15 protein-coding genes are annotated in these 16,389 nt (G+C 67.3%); 5 read left to right on the top strand and 10 right to left on the bottom strand.

What is annotated here, in order from left to right:
• Positions 1-53: 53 nt before the first annotated feature.
• The 3 genes from AC5RUO_RS00810 to AC5RUO_RS00800 form a co-directional block, all read right to left on the bottom strand.
• Positions 54-2,402, bottom strand: coding sequence for an FdhF/YdeP family oxidoreductase (locus tag AC5RUO_RS00810; RefSeq protein ID WP_494102520.1), 2,349 nt, complete (start codon positions 2,400-2,402; stop codon positions 54-56).
• A gap of 109 nt (positions 2,403-2,511) precedes the next feature.
• Positions 2,512-3,132, bottom strand: a complete 621-nt coding sequence (locus AC5RUO_RS00805) for an MBL fold metallo-hydrolase (protein ID WP_494102519.1) — start codon at positions 3,130-3,132, stop codon at positions 2,512-2,514.
• Positions 3,132-4,217 (bottom strand): S-(hydroxymethyl)mycothiol dehydrogenase, encoded by a 1,086-nt coding sequence (locus AC5RUO_RS00800; protein ID WP_494102518.1) that lies wholly within the window; start codon positions 4,215-4,217, stop codon positions 3,132-3,134. The genes AC5RUO_RS00805 and AC5RUO_RS00800 overlap by 1 nt, the downstream gene beginning before the upstream one ends.
• A gap of 241 nt (positions 4,218-4,458) precedes the next feature.
• On the opposite strand from AC5RUO_RS00800, the gene AC5RUO_RS00795 reads away from it, so the two are divergent.
• From AC5RUO_RS00795 to purM, 3 genes are read left to right on the top strand one after another with little or no spacing between them, the layout of a single operon-like run.
• Positions 4,459-4,773 (top strand): hypothetical protein, encoded by a 315-nt coding sequence (locus AC5RUO_RS00795; protein WP_494102517.1) that lies wholly within the window; start codon positions 4,459-4,461, stop codon positions 4,771-4,773.
• Between the two features lie 47 nt (positions 4,774-4,820).
• Positions 4,821-6,488, top strand: a complete 1,668-nt coding sequence (gene purF / locus AC5RUO_RS00790; RefSeq protein WP_494009684.1) for an amidophosphoribosyltransferase — start codon at positions 4,821-4,823, stop codon at positions 6,486-6,488.
• Positions 6,488-7,645, top strand: coding sequence for a phosphoribosylformylglycinamidine cyclo-ligase (purM, locus tag AC5RUO_RS00785; RefSeq protein WP_494009685.1), 1,158 nt, complete (start codon positions 6,488-6,490; stop codon positions 7,643-7,645). Before purF ends, purM begins: the two co-directional genes overlap by 1 nt.
• A 43-nt stretch (positions 7,646-7,688) precedes the next feature.
• Here the strand turns inward: purM and AC5RUO_RS00780 are convergent, their stop codons facing one another.
• Together AC5RUO_RS00780 and AC5RUO_RS00775 are read right to left on the bottom strand one after the other, a co-directional pair.
• Complete coding sequence (locus AC5RUO_RS00780) at positions 7,689-8,462, bottom strand: VOC family protein (RefSeq protein ID WP_494102516.1); 774 nt, start codon at positions 8,460-8,462, stop codon at positions 7,689-7,691.
• 220 nt (positions 8,463-8,682) lie between these two features.
• Positions 8,683-8,916, bottom strand: coding sequence for a DUF3073 domain-containing protein (locus AC5RUO_RS00775; protein ID WP_494009688.1), 234 nt, complete (start codon positions 8,914-8,916; stop codon positions 8,683-8,685).
• Positions 8,917-9,192: 276 nt separating this feature from the next.
• On the opposite strand from AC5RUO_RS00775, the gene AC5RUO_RS00770 reads away from it, so the two are divergent.
• Positions 9,193-9,897: a septum formation family protein gene (locus AC5RUO_RS00770; RefSeq protein WP_494102515.1), complete on the top strand. Its 705-nt coding sequence runs from the start codon at positions 9,193-9,195 to the stop codon at positions 9,895-9,897.
• Between the two features lie 66 nt (positions 9,898-9,963).
• Here the strand turns inward: AC5RUO_RS00770 and clpB are convergent, their stop codons facing one another.
• Entirely contained in the window at positions 9,964-12,606 is a 2,643-nt protein-coding gene (gene clpB / locus AC5RUO_RS00765) for an ATP-dependent chaperone ClpB (RefSeq protein WP_494009690.1), read from the bottom strand.
• Positions 12,607-12,761: 155 nt separating this feature from the next.
• Between clpB and AC5RUO_RS00760 the strand changes: the two genes are divergently transcribed.
• Positions 12,762-13,145: a YciI family protein gene (locus tag AC5RUO_RS00760; protein ID WP_494009691.1), complete on the top strand. Its 384-nt coding sequence runs from the start codon at positions 12,762-12,764 to the stop codon at positions 13,143-13,145.
• 90 nt (positions 13,146-13,235) lie between these two features.
• Here the strand turns inward: AC5RUO_RS00760 and AC5RUO_RS00755 are convergent, their stop codons facing one another.
• The 4 genes from AC5RUO_RS00755 to AC5RUO_RS00740 are packed head-to-tail and all read right to left on the bottom strand — an operon-like array spanning position 13,236 to position 16,328.
• The gene (locus tag AC5RUO_RS00755; protein ID WP_494102514.1) at positions 13,236-14,294 is read right to left on the bottom strand and encodes a sulfate/molybdate ABC transporter ATP-binding protein; all 1,059 of its coding nucleotides are present in this window, start codon (positions 14,292-14,294) and stop codon (positions 13,236-13,238) included.
• A complete protein-coding gene (locus AC5RUO_RS00750; RefSeq protein ID WP_494009693.1) occupies positions 14,291-15,139 on the bottom strand; it encodes an ABC transporter permease in 849 nt (282 codons plus the stop codon). The genes AC5RUO_RS00755 and AC5RUO_RS00750 overlap by 4 nt, the downstream gene beginning before the upstream one ends.
• Positions 15,136-15,921 carry a molybdate ABC transporter substrate-binding protein gene (gene modA, locus AC5RUO_RS00745; RefSeq protein WP_494009694.1) on the bottom strand — a complete coding sequence of 262 codons (786 nt, stop codon included), beginning with the start codon at positions 15,919-15,921 and terminating at the stop codon, positions 15,136-15,138. Before modA ends, AC5RUO_RS00750 begins: the two co-directional genes overlap by 4 nt.
• Positions 15,918-16,328 (bottom strand): TOBE domain-containing protein, encoded by a 411-nt coding sequence (locus tag AC5RUO_RS00740; protein ID WP_494009695.1) that lies wholly within the window; start codon positions 16,326-16,328, stop codon positions 15,918-15,920. Before AC5RUO_RS00740 ends, modA begins: the two co-directional genes overlap by 4 nt.
• Between the last annotated feature and the right edge of the window lie 61 nt (positions 16,329-16,389).

Below are 16,389 nucleotides of genomic sequence, written 5' to 3'. Positions count from 1 at the left end.
CTGAAAAGTGCCCCGCCTCCTGTTTGGAGGCGGGGCACTTTTTGCTGTTCCCGCTAGGCGCCGGCGGTCTGGAAGGCCGGTTCTTCGGCCGCTGCGGCGTCGCCGGTGTGAGGTTGGAAGCGGACGAACATGGCTTTGAAGCCGGGGGTGTTGGATTCGCGGGCGACGTTTTCCTTGTGGACCAGGGCGTTGGCTTCGGGGAAGTACGCGGCGGCGCAGCCCTTGGCCGTGGGGTAGGCCACGAGCCGGAACTTGTCGGCGCGGCGGTCGACGCCCCCGAAGGTGCTGATGACGTCCACGAGGTCGCGGTCGTTGAAGCCGAGTTCGGTGAGGTCTTCGGGGTGGATCAGGATGACCCGGCGGCCGTCGGAGATGCCGCGGTAGCGGTCGTCCAGGCCGTAGTAGGTGGTGTTGTACTGGTCGTGGCTGCGGATGGTCTGCAGGACCAGGTGGCCCTTGGGCGGGGTGAGGTATTCCAGCGGGCTGACGGTGAAGCGGCCGCGGCCGATGTCCGTGGCGAAGGACCGGGTGTCCCGTGGCGGGTTGGGCAGCACGAACCCGTTCTTGGTGCGGACCCGGGTGTTGAAGTCCTCGAAGCCGGGCAGGACCCGCTCGATGTGGTCCCGGACCACGTCGTAGTCCTCGGCCATCGCTTTCCAGTTCACGGGGTGGTCCGGGCCGAACGTGGCTTCGGCCATCCGGGCCACGATCACGGGCTCGGCGAGCAGGTGCTCGGAGACCGGGGTCAGGCGGCCCTGGGTGGAGTGGACCACGGACATGGAGTCCTCCACGGACAGGAACTGCGCGCCCTTGGGGTGCTTGTCGTCCTTGTCCGTGCGGCCCAGGGTGGGCAGGATCAGCGAGGTGCGGCCGTGCACGATGTGGGACCGGTTGGGTTTGGTGGAGATGTGCACGGTCAGCCCGATCCGCTGCATGCCGGCTTCGAGGGCCTCGGTGTCGGAGCAGGCCAGCGAGAAGTTCCCGCCCATGGACACGAACACGTCCACCTCGTCGCGTTCAAAGGCTTCCATGGACTCCACGGCGTCGTAGCCGTGGTGCCGCGGGGACGTGATGCCGAACTCGGTGTCCAAAGCCGTGAGGAGCCATTCCTTCGGCTTTTCCCAGATGCCCATCGTCCGGTCGCCCTGGACGTTGGAGTGCCCGCGGACCGGGCAGGCCCCGGCGCCGGGCTTGCCGAAGTTGCCCTGCAGCAGCAGGACGTTGACCATTTCCTTGATGGTGTCCACGGAGTGGGGCTGCTGCGTCACGCCCAGGGCCCAGCAGAAGATGGACGCCTTGGACTTGATGAGCATCCCGGCCACGGTCTCGATCTGTTCCCGGGACAGGCCGGTGGCGTGCTCGGTCTCCTCCCAGTCCAGCTCTGCGCGGGCCTCGCGGTAGGCGTCGAATCCGTCCGTCTGCGCGGCGATGAAGGAATGGTCGACGACGGTACCCGGGTTCTTCTCCTCTTCGGCCAGGAGCAGGTGGCCGAGCGCCTGGAACAGGGCCAGGTCCCCGCCGACCTTGATCTGCAGGTACTCGTCGGCCAGGGGCGTGCCGCCGCCCACCACGCCGGAGACAGTCTGCGGGTCCTTGAAGTTGAACAGGCCGGCCTCGGGCAGCGGGTTGACCGCCACCACCTTGCCGCCCTTGTCCTTGCATTCCTTCAGCGCCGACAGCATGCGGGGGTGGTTGGTGCCGGGGTTCTGTCCGACCACGAAGATCAGCTCGGAATCGTGGATGTCATCCAGGGACACCGTGCCCTTGCCGATCCCGATGGTCGGGTTCAGCGCCGAGCCCGAGGACTCGTGGCACATGTTCGAACAGTCCGGCAGGTTGTTCGTGCCCAGGGCCCGCGCGAACAGCTGGTACATAAACGCCGTCTCGTTCGCCGTCCGGCCGGAGGTATAGAACACGCACCGGTCAGGGGTGGAAGCGCGGATGTGTTCACCGATCAGTTCGAACGCATCCGCCCAGGAAATCGGCGAATAGTGCGTGTCCCCCTCACGGATCACCACAGGCTCACTCAGCCGGCCCTGGTTTCCCAGCCAATACTCCGTCTTCGTCGACAGCTCCGCGATCGAGTGCTTCGCCCAGAACTCCGCGCCAACCGTGCGGAGGGTGTTTTCCTCCGCCACCGCCTTGGCCCCGTTTTCGCAGAACTCGGCGGCCTTGCGCTTCTTGTCCGACTCCGGCCACGCACAGCCCGGGCAGTCGAACCCGCCGCGCTGGTTCAACCGCAGAAGCGACTGCGTCGTCCTGGCCACGCCCGCCTGGGCAACCGCACGCTCCAGGGCGACCATCACGGCCTTGACGCCGGCCGCCTCAGTCTTGGGCTTACCGACAACAAGATCGTCCTCATTGATGTCCGCGACAGGGGCGGGCTGCTTACCGAACTTCATCGTTCCAACTTCCTTACCGGCAAAGTGCACCGTGCTTTTTAATCCGAACGCCAGCAAAGGCGCGCCACGGTCCCGGGCGCGCCTTTGCTGACACTGCTTGCTGTGCTGGCTACTGGGCCACCTTGGCCAGGTTTTCCCGTTCCGCCGCGATGGTGGTGTTGTCTCCGTGCCCGGTGCGGACCACGGTTTCGGCCGGCAGCGTCAGCAGCTTCTCCCGGATCGAGGTGACGATGGTGGGGTAGTCGCTGTAGGACCGGCCGGTGGCGCCCGGGCCGCCGTTGAAGAGCGTGTCCCCGGTGAAGACCGTTCCTTCGCTTTCCAGGTAGAAGCAGGTGGACCCCGGCGAGTGGCCCGGCGTGTGGATCGCGCGCAGGCTGGCCCCGCCGACTTCGAACACGTCACCGTCCGCCAGTTCCCGGTCCGGCTTGGAGTCCGGGTAGACCTGCTCCCAGAGCACCAGGTCCTCGGGGTTCAGGTAAATCGGCGCGCTCACGGCGTCGGCCACGTCCCGGGCGGCGCCGATGTGGTCGTTGTGCGCATGGGTCTGCAGGATGGCCAGGACCTTGCGGCCCTTGACCTGGTTGATGATCGCCGCGGCGTCGTGCGGGGAGTCGATGATCACGCACTCCTCGTCGTTGCCCACGATCCAGACATTGTTGTCCACGTCCCAGGTACCGCCGTCGAGCGAAAACGTGCCCGAGGTGACCAGGTTCTCGATCCGGACCGCCATTACAGCTCCACCACCGAACGCAGGACCTTGCCTTCGTGCATCTTCTGGAAGGCTTCCTCCACCTGGTCGATGGTGATCCGCTCTGACACGAAGGCGTCCAGGTCCAGGTTGCCCTGCTTGTAATGCGAGACGAGCATCGGGAAGTCCCGGGAGGGCAGGCAGTCCCCGTACCAGGAGGACTTCAGCGAACCGCCCCGACCGAACACGTCCAGCAGCGGCAGTTCCAGCTGCATCTCCGGCGTCGGGACGCCCACCAGGACCACACGGCCGGCGAGGTCGCGGGCATAGAACGCCTGCTTGTAGGTTTCGGGACGGCCGACGGCGTCAATCACCACGTCCGCGCCGTTGCCTCCGGTGAGGGCGCGGATGGCCTCCACCGCGTCTTCCTGCCGGGAGTTCACGCCATGGGTCGCGCCCAGGGACTTGGCCATTTCGATCTTGTTGTCGTCGATGTCCACGGCGATGATCGTCGTCGCGCCCGCGAGCCTGGCGCCGGCGATCGCGGCGATACCCACGCCGCCGCAGCCAATCACGGCCACGGACTCGCCGCGCTTGACCTCGCCGGTGTTGATGGCGGCACCAATGCCGGCCATCACACCGCAGCCCAGAAGGCCCACCGCCGCGGCGTCGGCCTCCGGGTCCACCTTGGTGCACTGCCCGGCAGCCACAAGGGTCTTCTCCGCGAACGCACCGATGCCCAGCGCGGGGGAAAGTTCGGTGCCATCCTCCAGCGTCATCTTCTGGGTGGCGTTGTGCGTGTTGAAACAGTACTGCGGCTGGCCCTTGGCACACGCCCGGCACTGGCCGCAGACCGCGCGCCAGTTCAGGATCACCCGGTCACCCGGGGCTACGGACGTCACATCGGGGCCCACCGCGCTGACCACGCCGGTGGCCTCGTGGCCCAGCAGGTACGGGAAGTCGTTGCCAATGCCGCCCTGCTTGTAGTGCAGGTCCGTGTGGCAGACACCGCAGGTCAGGATGTCCACCAGCGCCTCCCCCGCACCCGGATCCGGCACCAGGATGGTCTCCAGCGTTACCGGCGCGTCCTTCTCCCGGGCAATGACAGCTTGAACTTTATGGACCATTGTTCTCGTGTTCCTTTCCTGGATCCGGCCGGATCCGGTGAGTCGGCACCACGTGCCAATCTAGCTGACGCAAATGTGCCTGCAGAAGCCGTCCTCCCGGTTCGCCAGCCGCACGGTCAATTGCGCATTACGCAACCAATCGCACATAGCGCTACAGGAAAATATGACAGTGGCCACAGCCCCTGTCAATAGATATATCAGTGATGGGCGCATCAGCCGGCGCCGCAGTAGGCTGGATGGCATGTCTTCGAAAGAACCTCCCGCGGAACGGCGCCAGGTTACGGTGCGGCGGGCGCCCAAGTATGTGCCCTTCCTCATCCTGGGCGCACTGGTGGGCATTGCGGCCGCGGCAGTGGTGGCCTACGGGCTCCCGGGCAGCGCAAGCTTCGATTCCGGCGCGGTCTTCGGATTCTTCATGGTGATGTTCGCAGGGGGCGGAGCCATCCTGGGCGCGGTGGTGGCCCTGGTCCTAGACCGCCGGAGCGTCAAGCGCCAGCGGCGGGCTGTGGTGGAATCGGTCCCCGACTCCCAGCCGGACACCGATCCCCAGTCATAAAGGGAGCGCCGGAAAAGTCATACCTCATATCGTGAGATAATCGACCAGTGGCACGCGGCGATGGAAAACTTTCCCATGATCTTCTCCCTGGCGAAAAAGGCCCGCAGGACGCTTGTGGCGTCTTCGGGGTCTGGGCACCAGGTGAAGAAGTAGCAAAACTTACCTATTACGGACTGTACGCACTGCAGCACCGTGGCCAGGAGTCGGCTGGCATTGCAACCAGCGACGGCAAGCGGATCAACGTCTACAAGGACATGGGCCTCGTCTCCCAGGTCTTTGACGAGACCACGCTGAACACCCTGACCGGGCACCTTGCGGTGGGGCACTGCCGCTACTCCACCACTGGCGCAAGCCACTGGGCCAACGCCCAGCCCACCCTCGGCGCCACCAGCACCGGCACTGTGGCGCTGGCGCACAACGGCAACCTGACCAACACCGCCGAGCTGAACGCCATGATCCAGGAGCGCAACGGCGGCCAGCTCACCGGCGAGATGAAGCAGGGCAACACCTCGGATACCGCGCTGGTGACCGCCCTGCTGGAGGGCGAGCCCGGCAGGACGCTGGAGGAAACCGCCACGGACCTCCTCCCCAAGATCAAGGGCGGCTTCTGCTTCGTCTTCATGGATGAAGGCACGCTCTATGCAGCGCGGGACACCTTCGGCATCCGCCCCCTGGTCCTTGGCCGGCTGGAGCGCGGCTGGGTTGTGGCTTCCGAGCAGTCCGCCCTCGCCACCGTGGGCGCCAGCTACATCCGCGAGATCGAGCCCGGCGAATTCATCGCCATCGACGAACAGGGCGTGCGCTCCAAGCGATTTGCCGAGCCGACGCCGGCCGGCTGCGTTTTCGAGTACGTCTACCTTGCGCGTCCGGACGCCGCCATTGCCGGCCGTTCCGTGTATGAGTCCCGGGTGGAGATGGGCCGCCAGCTGGCCCGCGAAAACACGCATGCGGCTGACATCGTCATCCCCGTCCCGGAATCCGGCACCCCCGCGGCCGTGGGCTATGCCGAGGAATCCGGCATTCCGTTCGCCCATGGCTTCGTCAAGAACTCCTATGTGGGCCGTACCTTCATCCAGCCCTCGCAGACCCTGCGCCAGCTCGGCATCCGGCTCAAGCTCAACGCCCTCGAATCCGTCATCCGCGGCAAGCGCGTGGTGGTGGTTGACGACTCGATCGTCCGCGGCAACACCCAGCGGGCCATCGTGCGGATGCTCCGCGAAGCCGGTGCCGCGGAAGTGCACGTCAAGATTTCGTCCCCACCCGTACAGTGGCCCTGCTTCTACGGCATCGACTTCGCTTCCCGCGCGGAACTCATCGCCAACGGCGCCACCATCGAGGAGATCTCCCAGGCCATCGGAGCCGACTCGCTGGCCTACATTTCCGAGGACGGCATGATCGGCGCCACCCGCCAACCCCGGGAACGCCTCTGCACAGCGTGCTTCACGGGCCAGTACCCCATCAAGCTTCCGGACGCGGACAAGCTCGGCAAGAACCTGCTCGAGCGCACGGACCTCGGCGGCCTGACGCCGTCGCCGTCGGCCCTTCCCGGCGAAACCGCAGCACTTGCCGTGGACTCCGAAGAGGATCCCGCCGAGAAGGCCGGTGCCACCGGCTGCGATCCGGGGCCCGACTCCGAGTTTGAAAACCTGCTGACCGACGCCGACCTCGTGCCAGATGTACACGCCGCCGCAGGCGCCGACAAGAAAGAGTCCTGATGACTTCCGCCAACACCGCCGCCGGCTCCGCCTCTGAGAAGGCAGGCATCACCTACGCCTCCGCTGGCGTCGACGTCGAAGCCGGGGACCTCGCCGTCGAACTCATGAAGGATGCCGTCAAGGCGACCCACAACTCCTCGGTGATCGGCGGGGTGGGCGGTTTCGCCGGCCTCTACGACGTGTCCCGGCTGCTGACCTACAGGAAGCCGCTGCTGGCAACCTCCACCGACGGCGTGGGCACCAAGGTAGCCATCGCCCAGGCCATGGACATCCACGACACCATCGGTTTCGACCTGGTGGGCATGGTGGTGGACGACATCGTGGTGGTGGGCGCCGAGCCGCTTTACATGACTGACTACATTGCCTGCGGCAAGGTGGTGCCGGAGCGCATCGCCGGCATCGTCCGCGGCATCGCGGCCGCGTGTTCCGTGGCCGGTACCGCCCTGGTGGGCGGCGAAACCGCCGAGCACCCCGGCCTGCTGGGCGAGCACGAGTACGACGTCGCCGGCGCCGCCACCGGCGTGGTGGAAGCCGATGCCCTGCTGGGTCCGGACCGCGTCCGCGCGGGCGACGTCGTGATCGGCATGGCCTCCTCCGGCCTGCACTCCAACGGCTACTCCCTGGTCCGCCGCGTCATCAACCACGCAGGCTGGGCCCTGGACCGCCAGGTCTCCGAACTGGGCCGCACCCTGGGTGAAGAACTCCTGGAACCCACCCGGGTCTACGCCGCCGACTGCCTGGACCTTGCCCGCGCCTTCCCGGTCACGGGCGCGGCGGCCGTGCACGGCTTCAGCCACGTCACCGGCGGCGGGCTGGCCGCCAACCTCGCCCGCGTCCTGCCGCAGGGCCTGGTGGCTACGGTGGACCGCGCCACCTGGGAACTGCCCGCCATCTTCAAGCTGGTGTCCGAACTGGGCAACGTCCCGCTGGCGGACCTGGAGCGCACCCTCAACCTGGGCGTCGGCATGGTTGCCATCGTGTCGCCGGAGGCAGCGGACGCCGCCGTCGCCCGCCTGAACGGACGGGGCCTGCCATCCTGGATCATGGGCACGGTGACCGAGGATTCGGACTCCATCCTCAAGTCCGGCCCGGACTACGTCCAGGGCGCCAAGGGCGTGGACGGCGGCGCGGTCCGCCTGGTCAACGCCTACGCCTGACATCCAAACAGGGCTTCCCACTGCGGTGGGAAGCCCTCTTTGTTTAACCGGAAACCTGGACCAGGCTCAGGACGCCGCCCTGGGGATCGCGAATGGTGGCCGGCCCCTCCGCGGGATCGTCCGCCGGCTCCACCAGGACCTGGCCGCCTGCATCCAGCGCAGCATCGACGGCCGCCCGAAGGTCCGCTACTGCAAAGTAGATGTGCCATTCTGCCGCCGCTCCTTGCCCGGCAGGGAGGACGCCAGCCACTTCCCTGCCCCCGGCCATCAGGGCGCTGTAGCTCGCGCCGTCGTCCTGCGGGTACTCGGTGACCTCATGCCCGAAAAGTTCCTGGAAGAAGCCGACGGCGGCCTGCAGCTCGGGCGTTGACAGTTCAGCCCAGGCCAGGGCACCGGGCTCGTTGGACAGGCTGCTTCCGCGGTGGGTTCCGGCCTGCCAGATGCCCGTGGTTCCGCCGCCGGGCGGCGCCAGGAAGGCGAGGACGCCGGTATCGCCCACGTCCTCGGGTCCGAACTCCACCGCCCCGCCGGCGTGCACCGCATCCTGCAGCAGGGAGGCGGCATCAGAGGCTGCGAAGTACACGTTCCACCGGGCGGGATCGCCGGCGGCCTGCTGCAGGGGATTCTGCGGAGCAATGACGGAGACTAGGTCCCCGCCCGCGAACGCCTGCGAGTAGCTGCGGCCATCCGGGGTGGGAAAGTCCCTGTACGTCCAGCCGAACACCCGGCTGTAGAAATCTTTGGCTGCTGCAACATCAGCTGTCTGAAGGTCGGCCCAGCACGGCTCGCCGTGCGGGTACCGGTCTACTGCTGGCATGGCGTCAACGCTACACGGGGGAACCAGCAAAAGCCCGCTGCCTGCACTCTAAGAGTGCTGGCAGCGGGCTTCCGAACTGATGTCGGGACCTGCATCCGCACGGATGAGAGTACCGAAAAAGAAGCGCTTCACCGGTGGGCACGGCAGGATAAGGTGCTGTTTCCGTTAGTGCTGCGGCATCACAGGGCTGCCCTCTTGAAGTCCTGGCAGCTTGCGACAACTAGCCGATGCGACGGGTGTCTACCTCGTCGTCGTCTTCTTCCAAATCATCCGCGTACTTATCCACATACGCCGAATAGTCCGGCTCAACCGGCTCATTCGCGTAATGGCTCGTGGCACGACTTGCCGGGCCCGTCAGCTCACGCTGAAGTGCCGAGTAGTCAGTGTTCGGGGAGTAGTACTTGATATCCCGAGCCTGCTTAGTAGCTTTTGCCTTTTGACGGCCGCGCCCCATGGCGTGACCCCCTTTTGTACTTGGACCGGAGGTGGTCACCTTTGGCGATGGTGAGGCCCCGGAATGTTTGGTCAATTTGTCGTACACCTAGATTACATGCTTTCGGCGGCCCCTGCTTGCCAGACAGGGCCCCCTACCGTCGCCCGCGCTTCCATTCCCCCACCCGGCCCGCGAGTTTCCAGCTTTTTTCTTCGGTAGAGTCGCTTAAACAACTGCCGAAAACTGGATGGCTGACCGGCTGCCCACCCCGGACAGACTGCAGGAGGATGCACCCACGTGAACAACCAGGACGTCCCGCCGAAGCCCGCCTCGCCGCCCACAGCCGGGCTCCCCAAGGTTCCCGCCCAGAGCACTGCACCCCCCTCCAACCCGCCGTCCGCCCCGCCGCCGGCATCCGTCGCTTGGTCCCAGTCCCAGCCCGAGCCTGAACCGCAGCCGTCTCCCAGGATGTCGCCGGCAAGGCAGCGGACGCTGTGGAAGGTGCTGTTCGCCGTCGTACTCCTGGCGGTGGTCGGTGGCTTGGTGTGGCTCGCCATGTGGCTGAACTCGGGTGCAGGGTCGGAAGAGGCCGGGGGCAATTCCGGCGTCCTCGAGACAAGCGTCACACCGCGGGCAACTCCGCTGCCACTGCCGCGTGAGGGCGTGCAGCCTGGCGAGTATGCGCTGGGCGACTGCTTTGCCGACTTCGACCCCGAAGCCCTGGCTTCCAAGGTGGTGCCCTGCGATGCTGCCCATTCCGCCCAGCTGGTGGCTGTCTTCCGCTACCCGGATTCCGAGGACTATCCCGGGGCCGAAACACTTAAGGCCAAGGCGCTGGAAGCGTGCCAGGCGGCGAAGCTGGGTCCTGCGGCCAATGAATACCAGCTCAACTTCCAGCGCAGCTTCCCGAGCAATTCCAGCTGGGATTCCGGGGACCGGAGGGTGGACTGCTACGTGACCGCTCCCGGCGGCAACGTCATTAACGCAAGCGTGCTGCCCTAGCGGAAACACCGCCAGGGCAGCACGTCAGCTTATGCCAGGCCCGGCTTGGCCAGGCCTGGGGAGCCGTTAGCCCTTCCGCCGCACGGACAGGCCCGAAGTCAGGGCACCGGTCAGCGTGTCGACGTCATCGGTGGAGGGTTCTACGGCGTCGGCCGCGGTATCCACCAGCACCGTGTCGCCGTCGCTGATGTCGCCGGCCAGGATGGCCTTGGCCAGCCGGTCGCCGATCTCGCGCTGCACCAGCCGGCGGAGCGGACGGGCGCCGTAGGCGGGGTCGAAACCGGAGATAGCGAGCCACTCCTTGGCGGCGTCGGTGACGTCCAGGGTCAGCCTGCGTTCGTGCAGGCGGCGCCCCAGTTCGGCAACGTGCAGGTCCACGATCTGCGAGAGTTCCTCCACGCTGAGCGCGTCGAACAGCACCACCTCGTCCAGCCGGTTCAGGAACTCCGGCTTGAAGGATGCATTGACCGTGGCCATGACGGCGTTCCGCTTGGCTTCTGTGTCCAGCGACTGGTCCACGAGGAACTGGCTGCCCAGGTTGGAGGTCAGCACCAGGATGACGTTGCGGAAGTCCACCGTGCGGCCCTGCCCGTCGGTGAGCCGGCCGTCGTCGAGCACCTGCAGGAGGATGTCGAAGACTTCGGGGTGGGCCTTCTCCACCTCGTCCAGCAGCACCACCGAGTACGGCCGGCGGCGAACTGCCTCGGTCAGCTGGCCACCCTCCTCGTAGCCAACGTAGCCCGGAGGTGCACCCACAAGCCGTGCCACGGAGTGCTTCTCGCCGTACTCGGACATGTCGATGCGCACCATGGCGCGTTCGTCGTCGAACAGGAAGCCCGCAAGGGCCTTGGCCAGCTCGGTCTTGCCCACGCCGGTGGGACCGAGGAAGAGGAACGAGCCGGTGGGGCGGTTGGGGTCGCTGATCCCTGCCCGTGCGCGCCGGACGGCGTCCGAGACTGCGGTAACGGCCTTCGTCTGGCCGATGAGCCGCTTGCCGAGTTCCTCCTCCATGTGGAGCAGCTTCTGGCTTTCACCCTGCAGCATGCGGCCGGCCGGGATGCCGGTCCAGGCGGAAATCACCTCGGCGATGTCCTCGGCCGTCACTTCCTCGGCCACCATCTGTGCGGACTTGTCCGTGACGGCAGCTTCGGCTTCCGCGGCGGCGTTCAGCTCGCGCTCCAAGGCTGGGATTTCGCCGTACTGAATGCGCGACGTCGTCTCCAGGTCACCTTCCCGGTAGGCCTTGTCAGCCGCACTGCGCAGTTCGTCCAGCTTCGCCTTAAGGTCACCCACCCGGTTAAGTCCTGCCTTTTCCGCTTCCCAGCGGGCGTTCAGGGCGGCGAGCTCCTCTTCCCTGTCCGCCTTGTCCGCACGGAGCGCCGCAAGGCGTTCCACGGAGGCAGCATCGGTTTCACCTTCCAGGGCGAGCTCCTCCATGGTGAGCCGGTCAACCTGGCGCCGGAGCTGGTCGATCTCCTCCGGGGCGGAGTCAATTTCCATGCGCAGCCGGGACGCGGCCTCGTCCACCAGGTCAATGGCCTTGTCCGGCAGCTGCCGTCCCGAGATGTAGCGGTTGGACAGCGTGGCTGCGGCCACGAGGGCGGAGTCCGCGATGGAGACCTTGTGGTGCGCCTCGTAGCGCTCCTTCAGGCCGCGGAGGATACCGATGGTGTCCTCCACGCTGGGCTCGCCAACATAGACCTGCTGGAACCGGCGTTCGAGCGCGGCATCCTTCTCGATGTTCTCGCGGTACTCATCCAAGGTGGTGGCACCGATCAGCCGCAGCTCGCCGCGGGCCAGCATGGGCTTGAGCATGTTGCCTGCGTCCATGGAGGAATCACCGGTGGCACCGGCCCCCACCACGGTGTGGATCTCGTCGATGAAGGTGACGATCTGGCCCTCGGAGCCCTTGATCTCCTCGAGGACCGCCTTCAGCCGCTCTTCGAATTCGCCGCGGTATTTCGCACCGGCAACCATGGAGCCAAGGTCCAGCGAGATCAGCGTCTTGCCGCGCAGGCTTTCCGGGACGTCGCCCGCCACCATCCGCTGCGCCAGCCCCTCCACGACGGCGGTCTTGCCCACCCCTGGTTCACCGATCAGCACCGGGTTGTTCTTGGTCCGGCGGCTCAGGACCTGGACCACGCGCCGGATTTCGGAGTCGCGGCCGATCACCGGGTCCAGCTTGCCGGCACGGGCCATGGCCGTGAGGTCCGCGCCGTACTTCTCAAGTGCCTGGAAGGTGTTTTCCGGGTCCGGGCTGTCCACCTTGCGGTCGCCGCGGACACCCGGCAGGGCGGCGAGCAGCGCCTCACGGGAGGCACCGGCGTCGCGCAGCACCCGGGCTGCTGCGTCGTTTCCGCCCGCAAGGCCCAGGAGGAGGACCTCGGTGGAGACGAACGTGTCGCCCAGCCGGTCGGCTTCCTCCTTGGCGTTCTGGATGGCCTGCAGGGCAGGGCGGGAGAGCTGCGCCTGCTGGCTGGAACCGCCGGAGGTGGCGGGCAGCGCCTTGATGGCGCTGCTGGCCTGGACGCTGACCGCGTCCGGGTCAGCACCGGTGGCGCGCAGCAACGCAACGGCAACACCTTCGCGCTGGTCCATTAGCGCCTTGAGCAGGTGCGCGGGCTCCACCTGCGGGTTGCCTGCCGTGGAGGCGTTCATGGCCGCAGCCGAAAGAGCCTCCTGGCTCTTGGTAGTGAATTTGACGTCCAAAGAGAGCTCCTTTCAGGGGCGGTTTTCAAGTTGAGTGTACTACGCTCAACTTTGCTTTGGGACAGTTTATTTCCTGTTGCGGCCACCAGTTTTCCCGCAGCGCAATTCGGTTCCGCAGTTCCCTTGGGAAGCATGGTGCCCCTAGGATCGGGCGTGTGACCGGGGAGGACGGTTCCGCCGGCGCACTCGAGACGGGACAGGACATGAAGAAGTTTGTTGTTCTCTATATCGCCCCGCAGTCGGCCCAGGCCCAGATGGCCGAGAGCACGCCCGAAGCTGCACAGGAAGGCATGAAGGCCTGGATGGAGTGGGCCGGGCGCGCGGGCGACGGCATCGTGGACATGGGCAATCCGCTCGGCACCGGCAAGGAAATCACCGCCACAGGGTCCGCTGAAGCCACCACTGGGGTGGCGGGCTACGGCATCCTGCAGGCCGAGGACCTCGCCGGCGCTGAGGCACTGCTGGACGGCCACCCGCACCTCATGATGCCGGGGGCCAGCATCCAAGTGTACGAGTCCCTGGACCTGCCGGGCATGTAGCCCGGCCCGGCTCCCTCTCTCGACTCACAGAGTTTTTGTCCAGATACGGCGGCTTTGAGCCATTGGAAGTCGCCATATCTGGACAAAAACTCAGGCCTCGTAGACGGACACCTCGGCTGCCTTGACCACGAAGTGCACCGTCATGCCGGGAACCAGCCCCAGGTCCGCCGAGGCAGCGGGCGTGATGTCCGCCGCCATTCCACCGGCCCGGACCCTGACCTGGTCGCCATGGGGCTCCAGGTCAGTGATGGCGACGGCAAAGGAGTTGCGGGGGCTGCCGTGCGCATCCGTCACGAACACCGACACGGCCGACGGCGGAAACACAGCCACGCCGGGCCGGCCGGTCCCCCGCATCTGGCCGGCATCCTCCAGGTGCCCGTAAACCTCCCGGCCCTGGCTGGTCCTGACCCCATTGCCCGTCAGCGTTCCCGGCACGAAGTTCAGCCCGGCCAGGCCGGCCGCGAAGGAGCTCCTGGGCCGTTCGAGCACCTGCCGGGTGGGGCCTTCCTCCACGATGCGGCCGGCTTCCAGGATGGCCACCCGGTCCGCGAGCATCATCGCGTCCAGGACATCGTGCGTGACGATGATGGCCTGCCGGCCGGCGAGGACCCGTTTCAGCATGCGGCGCAGCATCGGGGCGGAGTGGATGTCCAGCGCGGCCAGCGGTTCGTCCAGCAGGAGGAGGGCGGGTTCGGCGGCGAGAGCGCGTGCCACGGCAACCCGCTGCGCCTGCCCGCCGGAGAGCTCGGCCGGACGCCGCCCCGCCAGGTCCGCTGCCTCCACTTCCGCCAGCCACCGCCTGGCCTCGCCCTCCGCCGCCCGCCGGGCCGCCCCCGCACTCCTCGGCCCGAACGCCACGTTCTCGAGGGCAGTGAGGTGCGGAAACAGCAGGGCTTCCTGCGCGAGCAGGGCGGCGCCCCGGCTGTGCGGCGGGGTCCACCGGTGCGCGGTGCCGTCCAGGTGGAAGAGTGCGCGGCCGTCGAGGTGCGCGCGACCGGTGTCCGGCTTGAGCAGGCCGGCGATGCTGGACAGCAGGGTGGACTTGCCGGCCCCGTTCGGGCCCATCACCGCCAGCGTTTCGCCCGGCGCCAGGTCCAAGGCGACGTCGAAGCCCCGCTCAGCCACGGCTGCGTGGAAGGAGAACGTCACGGAAGGGCCCCTCCTGCCGGGGCGTCCGCCGTCGTCCGTTCATCCGGGGCCTGCCGGGCACCACCGCGGGGACGGCGGTAGGCGAGTGCCACCACGGCCACAGCTACGGCTACGAGGACCAGGGACAGCGCGACGGCGGCGTCCGGGTCCGTCTCCCGCTGCAGGTAGATTTCCAGCGGCAAGGTCCGGGTGACCCCCTGCAGGCTGCCGGCGAAGGTGAGGGTGGCCCCGAACTCGCCCAGGCTGCGGGCGAAGGACAATACCGCGCCGGATGCCAGGCCCGGCAGCATCAGCGGCAGCGTGACACGGCGGAAGACGACGCCAGGCGGCGCGCCGAGCGTGGCCGCCACGGCCTCGTACTTCTGGCCGCCCGTCCGCAGCGCCCCTTCCAGGCTGACCACCAGGAACGGCAGCGCCACGAAGGTCTGGGCCAGGACCACCGCCGTGGTGGAGAAGGCGATCTGCAGTCCCAGTACTTCCAGGGTCCCGCCCAGCAGGCCCTGCCGGCCGAACGTGTACAGCAGTGCGATGCCGCCGACGACGGGCGGCAGCACGAGCGGCAGCAGCACCAGCGAGCGCAGCAGGCCCAGCAGCGCAAAGCGTCCACGCGCCAGCACGAGGGCCAGCGGGACGCCGAGCACAATGCACAGCACGGTGCTGGCGGCGGAAGTGCGAAGGCTCAGCCCCAAGGCGGTCACGGCGGATTCCGACGTGACCAGCGCAAGGAAATTGCTCCAGTTGACCCGGCTGACGATGGCCAGCAGCGGTAGGACAATGACCAGGGCTGCCAGGACTGCCAGTGCGTAGAGCCAGCGGGGCACCCCCGTGTAGGCCGTCCGCTTCACCGGGTGCCGGCCCCGAAGCCGGCCCGTTCCAGGACCTGCCGGCCTTCGGGTCCGGCCACCAGGTCCACGAACGCGCGGGCGGCTATGGTGTTCCCGCCGCCGGCCACTGCGGCGACCGGATAGCTGTTGACCGCCCCGACCGCTTCGGGGAACGGAACGCTTTCCACCTTGTCCCCCGCGGAGCGGATGTCCGTGACGTAGACCAGGCCGGCGTCAGCCTCACCGGACACCACCTTGCCCAGCACGTCGGTGACCGAATTTTCCTCGCTGACGGGGTCCAGGTCCGTCCCCTGCTGTTCCGCCATCGCGGCCGCCGCTGCACCGCACGGCACCTGCACGGCGCAGGTGACGAGGCGTGTGCCTGGCCTGGAAAGGTCGGCAAAGGAACGGACGCCGGCCGGGTTGCCTGGCGGGACGGCAATGCCAAGGGTGTTGGTGGCGAAGATCCGGGGTTCAGCCTCAAGCAGTCCGGCGGCCCGCAGTTTTTCCATGTTCCTGGTGTCCGCCGAGGCGAAGACGTCCGCGGGGGCGCCCTGGCTGATCTGGGCAGCCAGGTCCGACGAGCCGGCGAAACTCAGGGTGACATCGGTTCCGGGATGCTGAGCCTCAAACATCCGGGCCAGTTCGGTGAAGCTGGATTGCAGCGAAGCGGCAGCAAAGACCGTCAGGGTCCCTTCCGCTCTGCCGGCGGAACTGTTGGAAGCGGCGGTGCCCCCGCCGCAGCCGGCGAGCCCGGACGCCAGGACAAGTGCCGCCAGCACGCTGCCGGCCTTCCGCCTCACAGCGCGCCCTTTCCCTGCGGGGTTTCGATGATCACGGTGGTGGCCTTCACCACGGCAGTGGCAACGGATCCCGGCTCCAGCCCCAGCTCATCAACGGCCTCGCTGCTCATCAGGGACACCACCCGGAACGGGCCGCACTGCAGCTCCACCTGGGCCATGACCTTGTCCGCCTTGATGTCCGTCACCAGGCCGATGAACCTGTTCCGGGCCGAACTGCCTGTCCGGTGCGGATCGTCCGGCAGCTGCGCCAGCTTCCGGGCATGCCGGGCGAGTTCCAGCCCGTCAACGGCGAGCCGGCCCGCGTCATCCCGCAGCGGGGTGAGGGAACCGTTGTCCGTCCAGCGGCGGACAGTATCGTCACTGACGCCGAGTAAGCGCGCAGCCTCGGAAACGCGGATAGTGGTCATTCGCCCACTATAAAGCGCATTTGCGGAACCGATCCTGCCTTTCTTCCGCTTTTCCGAATGT

The organism is Arthrobacter sp. Y3221087 (assembly GCF_059089905.1).
Note: the sequence above shows the minus strand (reverse complement) of the source record. Positions and strands in the feature narration are given on the sequence as shown.

Bases quoted from the DNA above. Each gene is read 5' to 3' on its own strand.
- purM (WP_494009685.1), top strand. From the start codon at position 6,488: ATGACTTCCGCCAACACCGCCGCCGGCTCCGCCTCTGAGAAGGCAGGC.
- AC5RUO_RS00775 (WP_494009688.1), bottom strand. From the start codon at position 8,916: ATGGGGCGCGGCCGTCAAAAGGCAAAAGCTACTAAGCAGGCTCGGGAT.
- AC5RUO_RS00795 (WP_494102517.1), top strand. From the start codon at position 4,459: ATGTCTTCGAAAGAACCTCCCGCGGAACGGCGCCAGGTTACGGTGCGG.
- AC5RUO_RS00800 (WP_494102518.1), bottom strand. From the start codon at position 4,217: ATGGTCCATAAAGTTCAAGCTGTCATTGCCCGGGAGAAGGACGCGCCG.
- AC5RUO_RS00810 (WP_494102520.1), bottom strand. From the start codon at position 2,402: ATGAAGTTCGGTAAGCAGCCCGCCCCTGTCGCGGACATCAATGAGGAC.
- AC5RUO_RS00780 (WP_494102516.1), bottom strand. From the start codon at position 8,462: ATGCCAGCAGTAGACCGGTACCCGCACGGCGAGCCGTGCTGGGCCGAC.
- AC5RUO_RS00805 (WP_494102519.1), bottom strand. From the start codon at position 3,132: ATGGCGGTCCGGATCGAGAACCTGGTCACCTCGGGCACGTTTTCGCTC.
- AC5RUO_RS00740 (WP_494009695.1), bottom strand. From the start codon at position 16,328: ATGACCACTATCCGCGTTTCCGAGGCTGCGCGCTTACTCGGCGTCAGT.